Annotated in this window: 12 protein-coding genes and 1 tRNA gene; 10 read left to right on the forward strand and 3 right to left on the reverse strand. The window is 60.0% G+C overall.

Going from position 1 to position 14,016, the window contains the following annotated elements; all coding sequences use genetic code 11:
• The 5 genes from EN993_RS20315 to EN993_RS20335 all read left to right on the forward strand — a co-directional run.
• On the forward strand, window positions 1–734 hold a 734-nt coding region (locus EN993_RS20315), incomplete at its 5' end, for an HAD-IC family P-type ATPase (protein WP_127264648.1).
• Between the two features lie 5 nt (window positions 735–739).
• On the forward strand, window positions 740–895 hold the full coding sequence (ccoS, locus tag EN993_RS20320) for a cbb3-type cytochrome oxidase assembly protein CcoS (RefSeq protein ID WP_081714250.1): 156 nt from the start codon (window positions 740–742) through the stop codon (window positions 893–895).
• Between the two features lie 728 nt (window positions 896–1,623).
• Window positions 1,624–2,241 (forward strand): hypothetical protein, encoded by a 618-nt coding sequence (locus EN993_RS20325; RefSeq protein WP_063169219.1) that lies wholly within the window; start codon window positions 1,624–1,626, stop codon window positions 2,239–2,241.
• 280 nt (window positions 2,242–2,521) lie between these two features.
• A complete protein-coding gene (ubiM, locus tag EN993_RS20330; RefSeq protein ID WP_024502870.1) occupies window positions 2,522–3,703 on the forward strand; it encodes a 5-demethoxyubiquinol-8 5-hydroxylase UbiM in 1,182 nt (393 codons plus the stop codon).
• Window positions 3,704–3,878: 175 nt separating this feature from the next.
• Entirely contained in the window at window positions 3,879–5,780 is a 1,902-nt protein-coding gene (locus tag EN993_RS20335) for an EAL domain-containing protein (RefSeq protein WP_082826564.1), read from the forward strand.
• Window positions 5,781–7,233: 1,453 nt separating this feature from the next.
• Here the strand turns inward: EN993_RS20335 and EN993_RS20340 are convergent.
• Window positions 7,234–8,556, reverse strand: a complete 1,323-nt coding sequence (locus EN993_RS20340; protein WP_063169217.1) for an integrase — start codon at window positions 8,554–8,556, stop codon at window positions 7,234–7,236.
• A 114-nt stretch (window positions 8,557–8,670) separates the two neighbouring features.
• A tRNA-Ser gene (locus EN993_RS20345) sits at window positions 8,671–8,760 on the reverse strand.
• Window positions 8,761–9,162: 402 nt separating this feature from the next.
• On the opposite strand from EN993_RS20345, the gene EN993_RS20350 reads away from it, so the two are divergent.
• The 3 genes from EN993_RS20350 to EN993_RS20360 all read left to right on the forward strand — a co-directional run bounded on the left by EN993_RS20350 (window position 9,163) and on the right by EN993_RS20360 (window position 10,920).
• On the forward strand, window positions 9,163–9,846 hold the full coding sequence (locus EN993_RS20350) for a 50S ribosomal protein L21 (RefSeq protein WP_127264649.1): 684 nt from the start codon (window positions 9,163–9,165) through the stop codon (window positions 9,844–9,846).
• Window positions 9,847–9,944: 98 nt separating this feature from the next.
• Window positions 9,945–10,214, forward strand: coding sequence for a 50S ribosomal protein L27 (gene rpmA, locus EN993_RS20355; RefSeq protein ID WP_027031700.1), 270 nt, complete (start codon window positions 9,945–9,947; stop codon window positions 10,212–10,214).
• Window positions 10,215–10,332: 118 nt separating this feature from the next.
• Complete coding sequence (locus tag EN993_RS20360; protein WP_127264650.1) at window positions 10,333–10,920, forward strand: GNAT family protein; 588 nt, start codon at window positions 10,333–10,335, stop codon at window positions 10,918–10,920.
• A 216-nt stretch (window positions 10,921–11,136) separates the two neighbouring features.
• Here the strand turns inward: EN993_RS20360 and EN993_RS20365 are convergent, their stop codons facing one another.
• Window positions 11,137–12,006, reverse strand: coding sequence for an endonuclease/exonuclease/phosphatase family protein (locus tag EN993_RS20365; protein WP_127264651.1), 870 nt, complete (start codon window positions 12,004–12,006; stop codon window positions 11,137–11,139).
• A 134-nt stretch (window positions 12,007–12,140) separates the two neighbouring features.
• On the opposite strand from EN993_RS20365, the gene obgE reads away from it, so the two are divergent.
• Together obgE and proB are read left to right on the forward strand one after the other, a co-directional pair.
• Window positions 12,141–13,172, forward strand: a complete 1,032-nt coding sequence (gene obgE, locus EN993_RS20370; RefSeq protein ID WP_109664514.1) for a GTPase ObgE — start codon at window positions 12,141–12,143, stop codon at window positions 13,170–13,172.
• 4 nt (window positions 13,173–13,176) lie between these two features.
• The coding region (gene proB, locus EN993_RS20375; protein ID WP_127264652.1) for a glutamate 5-kinase at window positions 13,177–14,016 on the forward strand (840 nt) is incomplete at its 3' end.

Here is a 14,016-nt window from a genome sequence, read left to right on the forward strand (position 1 = left end):
CCACTGTCGCCGGAAGCATCTGGCGGCTGGGTCGACGCGGATGGGCTGGATGGAAGGCCCGGACCGGTGGTGAAGGCAACCATGGCTATGGCGGAACGGTGCTGACAAAAGACGGGTTCATTGTCGCGACCTTCGATTTCGAGGATGCGCTGCGCGCCGACGCGGCGGCGGCGATCAAGCGATTGAACGATACTGGGGTGTCGATGCAAATGCTGTCGGGCGATACCGCAGGTGCCTGCGGTGAAGTTGCAAGAATGCTGGGTGTCGAGGACTTCGTTCCGTGCCTGCTGCCGTCGGGCAAGGTCGAGCGCATCGAGACCCTGGCGAAAGACGGACACAAGGTTCTGATGGTTGGCGACGGCCTCAACGACACGCCGGCGCTGAGCGCGGCGCATGTCTCGATCGCTCCGGCCACCGCCGCCGACATTGGCCGCAATGCCGCCGACTTCGTATTCCTGCGCGAAAGCCTTCTGGCAGTGCCTCTCGCGCTGGACGTCTCGCGCAAGGCGGGACACCTGATCCGCCAGAACATCGCGATTGCGATCGTCTACAATGCCGTCGCCGTGCCGATCGCCATCCTGGGCCACGCCACGCCTTTGTTAGCGGCGATTGCCATGTCTGCCTCATCGGTGCTTGTTATTGGAAACGCATTGCGCTTGCACGGCTTCGGGGCGAATGCGACGCTGCAAGTTATTCAAAAAGTCGGACGCTCCGCAGTCAGCTATTCGGCATAATCCTCGTGACGACGTTGCTCTATCTCATACCAGTGGCCCTTTTTCTGGGTGCACTGGGTGTGTCCGGCTTCGTCTGGGCATTGCGAAGCGGTCAATACGAAGATCTCGACGGAGCCGCCGAGCGGATACTAATTGATCGGGACGACAAACCGGAACGCTGATTTCAATCCGCTGTGCATAAGATGCGCGGATCGCGCTCGTCAGTCGAGCCGGCTCGGTCGGGAACAAGCTGTCCATGCTCCATGCTCCATGCTCCATGCTCCATGCTCCATGACCATCTTGACCTAAGCTGCACACTACATTTGTGAAAAGCCTCTGTCGTGCGAAGGACTGCCTCCCATTGCACCCAGTATGAGGCGTGTGATGCCACGAGAGTACCTCGCGTGGCCGGACGAGAGCTTGGCAATGTGCGCACGGGTTCCAAAGTGGAACGTCACGGTCGATCACCTGACCGTGAACCGCCAGTGCCGATTGGTCATGTCTGGCTGATCCAGATCAGGGTCATACTCATCGGCGTGGTCTATTGACCAGTCTTCGACGGAGAAATGCATGACTTACGGAAAGATTGGTCGTCATTATCAGCACCTTCACGGTTCTGGGTTTTCTGTCGTGTGGTCGGCCATGCCTTGTGCTTACGGCGCAGCCATTAGCTGACCGGCGTCGTGTGTATCTCGCTTGCTGGCTGACCATCCGCGTGGCTTGCGCGGACAGGGGGCCGATCAACAGCTTTCGCCTTTGATGGGTTGTGTGCGTCGTTGCCGATCCATCCCGATTCCCGGCCCGCGCCTTGAGGCTATGCGACGGTACCGGAACCCAGCGCACGTCACGCGGTTCCGCGCGCGTGGTGTCCGCTCGTCACGACGATGAACGAACAAGCGGCTGGAGTACCATGAACACCGTACACATCATCGACTGCCACAATGCAAATGACTACTTCGCCGACAGGCAAGAGGGACCGATCGTGCAGCACTTGTTAAAGGCTGTCAACATCCGCGCGGAGCTCCAAATGGCGTTGAACCGAACGAAATTTGGTGAGGCTGTAGTACGAGCGATGGAGGCGGAGTGCGACGTGCTTCACATCGCCGGGCACGGCAATGGTGACGGGATCGCTTCGTCCAGTGGGCGAAGTGGCCTTCTTTGGGCTGACTTCGTAAAAATGTTCCAGGGCTCGCATCCAGCGCCGAAGATCCTCGTGATGTCAACGTGCTGCGGAGCATCATCGGGGTTGGGACGTGCGTTTTCGAAATCGATCAACCGTCCGAAGTTGATCATTGGTTCGAGTGACGCGCGCTATTTCGACGACTATGTCGCCGCGTGGGCTTTGCTCTATCGGCGACTGAATTGCAAGGACATCGACATCGAAGCCATGCAGCAGGTTCTTGATGAGATATGCGCGGTCGTGGATAAAAGTTTCCGCTACCTTGGCTGGGATGACGAGAGAGAGCGCTACGTTCGATACCCTCACCCTCGCAAGAGAGCCCGCTTCGACGTCGTGGAGCGTGAGTAGTATGCGCAAGGGTTCCAGGTGGAATGTGGCGATCGATGCGGCGCGGCCGTCGCTGACCAGCGTCGCGAGTGTCTCGCTTGCTGGCGGCGATCTGCGCGGCTGCGCGGCGAAAGGGCGGGATCGGTTAGCCGCATCCACCTCTGAGCGCTTTGAGTGCTTCGTTGCCGATCGATGCGAATCTCCCGGCCCAGCGCCTTTAGGCAATGCGGCGGGCACGGAGCTCATGTCACTCGGCTCAGTTCCACCGTTACACGAGGATAGGCGACCGGATGGCGGCACGCTGATGGGCTCTGACGATAATTTTGACATCGTTGTCGTTGGAGCCGGCCCGGTCGGCCTTTCGTTCGCTGCGTCGCTTGCCCAAAGCGAACTCAAGGTGGCAGTTGTTGAACAGAACACATTCGATAGTCTGGCGAATCCGGCTTTCGATGGTCGCGAAATCGCGCTGACCAACGCTTCGATCAGAACCCTTCGCGAGCTCGGCGCCTGGGATGTCATCCCGGCTTCGGACAAATCAGCACTTCAAGGCGCGCGCGTGCTCAACGGCTCGAGCGCATTCGCTCTTCGTTTCGATCCTCCCAGCAACTCTGGAGAACCGCTGGGGGTTTTGGTTCCAAATTGCCGGATCCGCGAGGCGCTGTTCAAAATCGTCCGCTTGCAGGATCGCGCCCGGCTGTTGTGCGGCCACTCGGTCGTCGATGCAACAAACAGCCAAGAAGGAGCAGTCGTAACGCTCTCTAATGGCGCGCGTTTAACTGCTCGGCTGGTTGTTGCCGCGGATTCGCGTTTGTCCGCCACGCGTGATCTGCTAGGCATCGGCGCCGATATCAACCGGCTTGGCCACTCGATGCTGATTTGCCGAGTGAGGCACGAGCGCGCCCACCACCAGATCGCCATCGAATGGTTCGATCACCATCAGACGATAGCGATATTGCCCCTCGCGGAGGGCATGTCGTCGCTGCTGCTCACATTGCGCTCAAACGAGGCCTATAGACTGCTTGCCTTCGATGATGATTTGTTCCTGTCGGAGTTGACGAAACGGTGTCGAGGGCGCCTTGGAAAAATGACCTTGGCAAGCAAGCGCCACACCTATCCGCTGGTCACGACCTGGGCGCACAAATTCCGGGCGCCGAGCGCCGCACTCATCGGCGACGCTGCCATCGGCATGCACCCGGTGACCGCTCACGGATTCAACATCGGTCTCAGCAGCCAGAAGCAACTCGCCCGTGGAATCATGACTGCGTGCCGCGACGGCCGCAATGTTGGCGACCCCGACATGCTGCATATATACGAAAGGCGGCTGCGCCTGTCGGCGGCGCCGCTCTACCATGCAACGAACATATTGGTTGGACTCTACTCCAGAGACCACCTGGCGGCACGGCTTGCAAGGCATCTGGGGCTTCGCTTTGCCCAACATGTTCCCCTTGTCCGGCATGGGATTTCGGCGGAGCTCCAGCGGTGATACTGCACCAGCAGTCGCATTTTTGCGCGTGCTGGGCGAGCGATGAGAGAGTGCATGATGCACCGGAGTAATCCTGCTCCCCGACGCTGATCTCCGATTGAAGAATTAACCCGTCCTTCAGGGGGGCTGCATAGGCTGCGGACAAGCAGGAGTAAGCAAGCTGACCCGTCCAGCCTTGGAAAAAGAAGATCCGCTGGAGGCGAGAATCCTTCAGGACCAGCTCGCTGATCTGAGGGCAGGCCTTTTCGTCTCAATGCCGATAAGCATTGTGCTGTCCGGGCTGATTTTGACCGTGCAGGCCCTTTCCGGGAACGGTCTTGCTGGCGCGGCCTGGTTTTCGGTCGTTAATGCGATAAATGCCGCCCGCCTTGCACTCGCCCGTCATCAGCTGAAGGAACCCGGAGTCCAGGATGATCTGACACGGGTTTGGCTGCGGCTTCGCTGGTTTGGCAGGCTTGCTCTTCTGGCGGGATTCACCTGGTCATTCCTTGCCGTCCTAACGGCTGGATACACGACGTCTCAAGCATCGCTGCATCTAATAATTCTGGCGGGCATTTCAGCTGGCGCGGTCACGTACGGCAGCTCATATGCTGCGGCAGCGATATGCTTCATCACACCGCCACTCCTCATTGCCGCCGCATGTTTGCTGACGAAGGGAGCCCCGGAAAACTACATTCTGGCTTTTGCCGTCCTGCTTTTCGAGGGCGGCCTGGTTCGATCCTCGTTCGTTGGACAAGCGCGCTTCCGTGACGCGAGCCGCCTGAGACATCAAGCCGAGCGGCTTGCCGCGGAAATGGAGCGCAATTCCAGGGAGGACCATCTTACCGCGCTCCTCAACAGGCGGGGCCTCGAACATGCAATCGATCAGTTTGAGAACACCGATGGACCCTTTGTGGCCATGCTGATTGATCTGGACGGGTTCAAATCTGTCAACGATACCTACGGTCACAGAACGGGTGACGAGCTGCTTGCCAGGATCGCCCGCCGAATAGAGGAAGAAGCACCGGAGGGCTCAACGCTCGCCCGCATCGGTGGGGATGAATTCGTGCTGGTTTTTTCTTCGCGAAAGAATTCTCCTTCTCCCACCAATCTCGCGTCCAATCTCATAGCCAAGCTTGCTCGCCCCTATCCTGGGATCGCATCAGTCCGCATTGGAGCGTCTATAGGAATCTACTTGGCTGAAAACCCCGGACTAACGGAAATGTTGTTGCGGGCCGACATCGCCCTTTACACAGCTAAGCGCCGCGGCAGGAATGAATTTTGTCTGTTCGATGCCGAGCTAGCCCGGGAGTTGCAACGCCGCCAGTCAATCGAACGCGATCTTCATTCGGCGATAACGATGAGAAGCTTGGTCGCTTGGTTTCAGCCAATCGTAAGACTCGAAACTGAAGCCGTCGTCAGTTTTGAAGCCTTGCTAAGATGGTCTCACCCGCTTCACGGTCCCATTTCTCCGCCCGAGATCATGACAGCGGCACGCGAAACTGGAATGCTTCAGCTGCTAACTCAAACGGTATTCGCCGACTGTTGCGCTCTTATCGAGGGCTTGGTCAAAGCTGACCGTCGTGATGTTCGTGTGGCGATGAATGTTTCACCGTGCGAGTTGGAAGCTGGCGATATTGACGAGATGATTCTTAATGGTCTGGCGGCAAAAGACCTCCCTGCAACGATGTTCGACATCGAGATTACCGAAGAAGCCCCAGTGGATCCGGACAGAGTGGATGAAAAGCTCGCCCGGCTTTCACATGCTGGCATTTCTATCGCGCTCGATGACTTCGGCACCGGTTTTTCGACGTTGGCATCGCTCAAGGACAGTCGGATCAGGAAGGTGAAAATAGATCAGGGCTTCGTTCGCGGCTTAGCCAAGTCCCGGGAGAATCGGCTGCTTGTCAAAGCGGTGATTGATCTTGGTAGGACGCTCGGGATCGAGGTCATGGCCGAGGGCGTTGAAACAGAGGCAGATCGGCAAACTCTGTACAAGCTTGGCTGCAGAACCGCGCAGGGCTTCCTGTTCTCTAAGGCAGTGCCTCTCCATTTGGCACTTGATTCGGTAGTAAAAGAGCACGCGAAGGAGTTGTGACCGGCCTCTCCGTCCGTGCTGCTCGCGGAACTTTCATGTGGGGTGGACCTGACGCGCGAAAGCCGTTTCGGACGGTAGAGTTATTACGGGGGCGAAACTGAGCACGTGGTTTGGATAGCAGCAATCCGGTCCACCGGCGCACATGCAGCGGCTTCATACAAGCGTTCAAGTTGCGAGATGAGCTTGAGTGAACGACGTCGGAGAATTGCGTCCTTTGGACGCTGGTTTCGCGGTTCCCGTAGGATTCGATTACGGGAAGCGTTCTTGGCTGCTTCTCGGCTCAGCGCTCATCGGGATGAACAACGTACCCGCGGTCAAGGTCTTCGCGACCTCAACCCAGTCACCATCCCGCAACAGCAGCGGTCGGGTCCTGATCAAGCGCTCAGCCTCAGCACAGGTGCTGGAGCAACGGTAGAGCGCGGAAAACGTGTATCGGAATGCGCTGGCTCACCATAGGAAGCTGCCACGGCATGTCGAATGTCCCCAGGGGGCGGACCGTTCCCTTGCATTTGTCTCGATGACGGGCTCTCAAAGCTAAAGCCAAGAGAGCTTTATAAAAATCGCACCCGATCGGCTGCGCAACGACGACCAGCTGAGGCCCGATCGGGTGCTAAGGTCGTGCCAAAAAAGGCGCGTCACTGTCGCATTTCTAGCCGGCTTGCGATCGGACGTCATCTCTTGGCGATCGCTGCCCCTTCTCTCAAATGCGCTTAGCGGCGCCGATGGCGAATAGCGCAAGCTTTTCCACCCGTTTCTACTCCACTACCGAGACTCGTCACCAACCTCCTTTTATTCGCTTCCATATGGCCCATCCTGTCTCCAATCGAGGAGGAGCGCGAACATGGGCCAAGCCGTAGAACGTCTCAGTCTCGGGAATTCTTCTGCTCGCCAAACTGCCGTTGTCGCCGGCACCATATTTGGCAGGGTGACAGTGCACGACAAGATATCAGGCGTTCTTGTCTGGGCTGAACTATGCTTGCAAGCCATAACCCAAAAATCGCCGATCCCTTTGAATTCGAGCCGGATGAATGGGTGTTTCAAAATTTTTGGCGGTTTTAGGCAGAACCCTCCGATGGCCCGCGTACCGGTCAAGCTTCGTGAGCACTTTAGGTTCGTCGATCAGGCATAGGTTTCTTTCCCATGCCACATGCTGGCCGTTTGCCTAGTTCGGAAGCCCTCGAGAGGCGTTGCTCGTCTTGGTATGGCGTCGCCCCTTTTTCCGATCCATCGGCCACGGAGCTAGAATGGTGTCTAGCTGTTGCCGCCTACTTGGTCATCCGGCATGGAGATGCCTATATACCGACCTTCGAAAGGCTGGAATACGAGGTCGAACAAATGCGGCGGAAGCTCGGAAATCGCGAGCGAGCGCAGCGCGTGCTGGCCACGCTCAACCTAAATGGCTCGGACAGCTGGAGCCGTGAGGTTGGTTCTCAAGGCCTGGATGGCGCCGCAATCACATTCGCCCGGGCGGGGTAAAAGCGATTTTTTGGAGCCACTCGCGCTTTTGCGCTAACGAAGGTCCCGCGCCGTATTTGGGCCGGATCCATTTGTGGCCCATCAGAGAAGCAATTACCTTCTCCGGCGCCTCAACTGCCGTCAGCCGGTCCTCGAAAGTGTGTCGCAGGCTATAAAGACTATGCTCGGAAGTCGGCAGAAGTTCCTTGCTGGCGAGCACCTTGTTGACGAGCGCTGAAAGTGACGCGGCCTTGTCGCGATAACGAGGAAAGCCGTCCGGATGGAGCTTGATGGCTGCAAGTGCGCCGCCAACCAAGGGAATGTCACGGGCTGAATGACCGGTCTTCAAGCGACGGCCATTGGGGCGCACCCGCACATGCGGGATTTCTCGATCGAGGTGGATTGTTTCGGTGGTGAGGTTTGCCGCTTCAGAAAGCCTGAGTCCGGTATCGGCAATCACATAGATTAGATGGCGGGCTTCGTCATTGAGTCCGTCGAGCGCGCCTTCAGCGAGTATCTTCTCCTGAATGAACTCCGCTGTGAACGCAGCGCGTTGCCCGGGGACGGCGCCGGAAAGACGCAGGTTTCGAAAAACCGGCTCCAGCTTGAGCTGGTGAGTCAGATCGACGACGCGCAGCATTTTCGAAACATGGCCGATGTCCTTGTTGGCCGTACCGATATCAAGTCCATCCTCAACGATCCGCTTTTGCCACCACTCGCGGAACGCGATTGCGTCGTCCCGAGTGAGGCTTGCGATCTCCTTGTCGCCAATGACTCCAACCAGATTGGCAACTGCGCGCTTTTTGGGGTTACGCCATTTCTTGATTTGGTTGGGCGACATGGTCAGCAAGTTCTGTTGCTCGATCGTCTCGAATTCCTTGATAAGACCGCTCAGGCGGACCGCTGGCCGCTTCTCCCCACCCATGACGGCCGAGACGTCCTGCGCGTCCTCGATCGATTTTTTGTCGAGGAGCAGCTTGATACGGGCCATGAGTTCGTCGAGCGGCCCCGCTGCTAGTTCCTCGTTAGTGCGATAGGCCAATCCAAATGACCGCGCGCGCTTCCTCGCGGCTTCGAAACGCAGCCCCGCCTCGGCGGATTGGCCTTCCCGCAGTCTACGCCAATACGCCTCCAGCCCCGCGCCGAGGCTTTGCACTGCATCTCGCGCCCGTACACCGCGGGGATCGTCAGCCACGGCGACGCCCGTGGAAATGCGTACTAGGCAGCGGCGATCAAACGCCGCGAATTCCTTCGGCACCCTGCGGACGAGATACCAGATGCCTTCACGTTTATGCGGCTTTGGCGCTGCGGAACGTCGCATTATCTTTCTCTAATGTTACACAGTTTGTTACACAGTCTAAGATATGTTTCGCTTCGTGCTGGTCAAGCGCAACAAGGAAGCTTTTGAAAGGAAAGGATTTTTATGGAAGCTAAATGGCGGAGAGGGAGGGATTCGAACCCCCGATGGGCTTGCACCCATGCCGCATTTCGAGTGCGGTGCATTCGACCACTCTGCCACCTCTCCGCGGTCATGGTCGGCCGTTGCCGGCGCGGCGCACTAGATAACGGCTGAACGGGCAGGTTACAAGGCCAATCCGTGAGTTATTTGGCTTGCCCGGCAAGCGGCGGATTCATAGCGAGTCTGGTGCGGGGAGACCGAGGCGGATTGCCGACCTGCCACGCATCCTTGCCTCCACGACGACAGCGCGGTGCGGTGCTGTCGACACGGCCGCTGCTTGCCGGCCAATAACAGTCTCGGCGTGGCTGTTTGCCTTGACTCGCACTCAACCTTCGGTTAGGGACAGCGCGCAATCGGCGTGGAGGGTTCTTCCGCGCCGCTTGTTTTTTGAACCCGCAGACTGACAAAAAGACGGCTGAACCGCCAGAGGCGGTTCATCAAGGCCGACCGAACAGCGAAAGGCAAAAAATGTTCGCAGTCATTAAAACGGGTGGCAAGCAGTATCGCGTTGCCGCCAACGATCTCCTGAAGATCGAAAAAGTCGAAGCCAATGTCGGCGATATGGTCGAGATCGGCCATGTTCTCGCGCATGGCGAGGGCGAGAATGTCATGTTCGGCGCGCCGTTCGTCGACGGCGCGGTGGTCACCGCCGAAGTCGTCGAGCAGGGCAAGAACCGCACCGTCATCGCCTTCAAGAAGCGCCGTCGGCAGAATTCGCGCCGCAAGATCGGCCATCGCCAGCTTTTGACCACCGTGCGGATCTCCGAGATCCTGCTGGGTGGTGCCAAGCCGACGAAGACGGCAGCGGTCAAGGCGCCGAAGAAGGAAGCCAAGGCAGAGGCCGCCACCGAGGCGAAGGCGGAAGCCGCGCCGAAGAAGGAGCCCAAGGCCAAGGCAGCCGAGGCAAAGGCAGCCGAGACCGCGGCAGCGCCGCTGTTCAAGGCGCCGAAGGGTGAGCCGGACGATTTGACCGTGATCAAGGGCATCGGCCCGGTCGCAGCCAAGGATCTCAACGAGCAGGGCATCATCACCTTCGCTCAGCTCGCCAAGCTGACCGACAAGGATGTCGCCAAGATCGACGAGCACATGCCCTTCAGCGCCGACCAGATCAAGGACTGGCGCGAGCAGGCCAAGGAATTGGCGGCGAAGTAATTTTTCTGGCGATTAGCTCGCCGGATCGGACTTGAAACGGAACGCGAACGCGTTCATAAGGCCTTTTAGGCGCCTTGCGGCGCAACGGAGTTAGTTAGATGGCACACAAGAAAGCTGGCGGCTCGTCGCGCAACGGTCGCGACTCGCATTCCAAGCGTCTGGGCGTGAAGAAGTTCGGCGGCGAAGCCGTCATCCCGGGCAACATCATCATTCGTCAACGCGGCACCACGTGGCATCCCGGCGTCAATGTCGGTATCGGCACGGATCATACCCTTTTTGCGCTCGAATCTGGCGCCGTGACCTTCAATAAAAAAGCCAACGGCCGAACCTACGTATCGGTCAACCCGATTACCAAAGCCGCGGAGTAGCCGGTTCCGCACTAGAACACCGGCGCCCATCTCGGGACCGGTGTCTGGCAAAACCAGGAAAAGGATCAGGGGAGATGGGTTTCCATCTCCCCTTTTTCTTGTGCCTGGAGGACTTCAAATGGTTGCCGAAGCGGAAGACTCAGAAGACGAAAGTTACGCGATAGACTGCCCGGTGCTGGTCACCGAGCGGCTGGTGATGCGGGCGCCACACGAGGGCGATATCGCGCAACTGGTCGAGCTTGCCGACAACCGCCATGTCGCCGAAATGCTGGCCCGCATGCCGCACCCCTATGGCGAGGCCGAGGCGCGCTCTTTCCTGGCCATGACCAAGTCGCGCCGGGCCGGCATCGCCTATGCCTTGACGCTGGCCGGCACCGACACCTTCGTCGGCTGCGCCGGTCTCAACACCACCGATCGCGGGCTGGAGCTCGGCTACTGGATCGGCGAGCCCTACTGGAAGAAGGGCTATGCGACCGAAGCAGCGCATGCGCTGGTCGATCTCGCCTTCCAGAGGACGTCGATCCAGGTGCTGCATGCCTCGACGCGGGTCATCAATCCGGCCTCGCGCCGCGTCATCCACAAATGCGGCTTCCAGTATGCCGGCCAGGGCATGCTGAATTCGATCGTCGCCGGCCAGGTGCCGGTCGAGCGCTACCGGCTCGACAGGAAGACCTGGACCAGCCTGCGGAACTGGGTGCATTTTTGATGTGTGCCCTGGGGGCGCGCCTGAACGAAGGCCCCGTCACCCGGATTGCCAACCGAATTGCAAAGGGTAATTCGGGGCAATCCGACCTCTCCCCGAGGGGGAGAGGAGGTCGCCAGCGTTGATGCCAGCCTCTTCTCCCCATCGGGGAGAAGGTGGCCGCGCAGCGGCCGGATGAGGGGGCCTTTCTCATAACGCGATTGGGTTGGCGGCTTAAGGTCAACCCAGTTCGACCCACACTGGAAGATGGTCCGACCCGACTGCCTTTCGGTCGACCCACAGGCGCTGCAGGGATTTGGCAAGCGAGGCACTGGTGAAGATATAGTCGATGCGCTTGTGGCGGCTGGGGTCAGTGGGTTGTTTCGGGTCGACCCAGCTGATGAGATCGTCGCCGGTGGCGTTCAGGCGCAAGGCGGCATCGACGGCAAAGTCGGCGGTCAGCGGCATGCCGAATTCGTGGTCCGGCCGGCCGGCGAGTTCGACATATTCGGGTGATCCGGCCAGCATGTTGAAATCGCCCATGCCGACAAAGGCTTCGGGATGCGGCAATTCCGGCAGGCCGATCTCGGCGACGCCGGACAGCGCGCCGCCTTCGAGCGCATAGTTCAGCATGCGCTGGCGCAGGAACTGGATCTGGCTGGCGCGTTCGACGGGGCTGCGGTGATCGAGATGGATGGAATAGAAGCGGATGAAACCAAGCGGCGTCTCGATCAGCGCTTCCAGCGCGCCACGCTGGAAGTTCATCATCTCGAAGCTGCGGCTGCGCGGCAAAAGCAGGTTGCGCGACAAATGAATGGGGGTCTTCGACAGCATCATGTTGCCGAGCTGGAAGGTTTTCGTGATGGCGCGGCCGTTTTCGATGTGGGAGCCGATGTTGGCCTCGAAATTGCTGCCATAGACGGCGAAATAGTCGGGCAGTGCCTCGCCGATCTCGGCGACCATGTCGCGGCCGCCATTCCTGGGATTGTTGCGGGTCACCTCCTGCAGAGCGATCACGTCGGCGCCGCGCACGGCATCAGTGATGCGCCCGACATCGTATTGCCCATCGAGGCCGATGCCGTACTGGATGTTGTAGGTTACAAGCTTCATTCCGACGTCTCTCCGGCCAACCCCACACGGCCATTGTCACAAAACGGCCTCGCCCTTCGCCGCGCCTTGGTTTAGAGCAAGGCCCAAGGTTTAGAGCAATGCCGCAAGGCCACTAGTAGAAACTGTACAATCCAATGAAATTTCTCGATCAAGCCAAGGTCTACATCCGCTCCGGTGACGGTGGCGCCGGTTCGGTATCGTTCCGGCGCGAAAAATTCATCGAGTTCGGCGGGCCGGACGGCGGCGATGGCGGCCGTGGCGGCGATGTCTGGCTGGAAGCGGTCAACGGCCTGAACACGCTGATCGACTACCGCTACCAGCAGCATTTCAAGGCCAAGACCGGCGTCCATGGCATGGGCCGCAACATGACCGGCGCCAAGGGCGCCGACGTCACGCTGAAAGTGCCGGCGGGAACGCAGGTGTTCGAAGAAGACAACGAGACGCTGATTTGCGACCTGACCGTGGTCGGCCAGCGGTTTCTCCTGGCCAAGGGCGGCAATGGCGGCTTCGGCAACCAGCATTTCAAGACCTCGACCAACCAGGCGCCGCGCCGCGCCAACCCCGGCCTGCCGGGCGAAGAACTCAACATCTGGCTGCGGCTGAAGCTGATTGCCGATGCCGGGCTGGTCGGACTGCCGAATGCCGGCAAGTCGACATTCCTCGCCGCCGTCACCGCGGCCAAGCCGAAGATCGCCGACTATCCGTTCACGACGCTGCATCCCGGCCTTGGCGTTGCCCGCATCGACGCGCGCGAATTCGTCATCGCCGACATCCCGGGTCTCATCGAAGGCGCGCATGAGGGCGTCGGCATCGGCGACCGCTTCCTTGGCCATGTCGAGCGCACGCGCGTGCTGCTGCATCTGGTTTCGGCGCAGGAGGAAAATCCGGGCAAGGCCTACAAGACCGTGCGCGCCGAACTCGAGGCCTATGGCAACGGCCTGACCGACAAGGTCGAGATCGTGGCGCTTTCCCAGGTCGACACGCTCGACGCCGATGCGCGCAAGAAGAAGGTCGCCTCGCTGAAGCGCGCCGCCGGCCGTGCGCCGATGCTGTTGTCCGCCGTCACCGGCGAAGGTGTCGAGGCAGTGTTGCGGGCGCTGATGTCGGTGGTGGCCGAGGCGCGTGCGCAGATCGCTGCCCCGGTCGAGACGCGCTGGGACAGATAGACCGATGCAGTCGCTGAAAAAATATCGGCGCATCACCGTCAAGATCGGCTCGGCGCTGCTTGTCGACCGCACGACGGGCTTGAAGCGAGACTGGCTGGCCTCGCTCGCCGACGACATTGCCGTGCTGGCCCAGGGCGGCGCTGAAATCCTCGTCGTGTCGTCCGGAGCCATCGCGCTTGGCCGCACAATCCTTGGTCTCGGCAAGCGTGCTTTGAAGCTCGAAGAGAGCCAGGCCGCGGCAGCCGTCGGGCAGATCGCCCTGGCCGGCGCCTGGTCGGATGCGCTCGGCAAGGGCAACCTGAAGTCGGGCCAGATCCTGCTGACGCTCGGCGACACCGAGGAGCGTCGCCGTTATCTCAATGCGCGGGCGACGATCTCGACGCTTCTGAAGATGAAGGCGGTGCCGGTCATCAATGAGAACGACACGGTGGCGACGTCCGAAATCCGCTATGGCGACAATGACCGGCTGGCGGCTCGCGTCGCCACCATGATGGGCGCCGATCTTCTGGTGCTGCTCTCCGACATTGACGGGCTCTACACGGCGCCGCCGGCGCGCGACCCCAACGCCAAATTCATTCCGGTGGTCGATCGCATCACGCCCGACATCGAAGCGATGGCCGGTGCGGCCGCTTCCGAGCTGTCGCGCGGCGGCATGCGCACGAAGCTCGATGCCGGCAAGATCGCTACCGCCGCCGGCACCGCGATGATCATCACGTCAGGCACGCGGCTGTCGCCGTTGATGGCGATCGAACGCGGCGAGCGTGCCACCTTCTTCCGGCCGAGCGCCAACCCGGTCAAGGGCTACAAGACCTGGATCGCCGGCCAGCTCGAACCTGACGGCCGG

The sequence above is a fragment of the Mesorhizobium sp. M7D.F.Ca.US.004.01.2.1 genome, from assembly GCF_003997785.1.
GTDB classification, from domain to species: Bacteria; Pseudomonadota; Alphaproteobacteria; order Rhizobiales; family Rhizobiaceae; genus Mesorhizobium; species Mesorhizobium loti.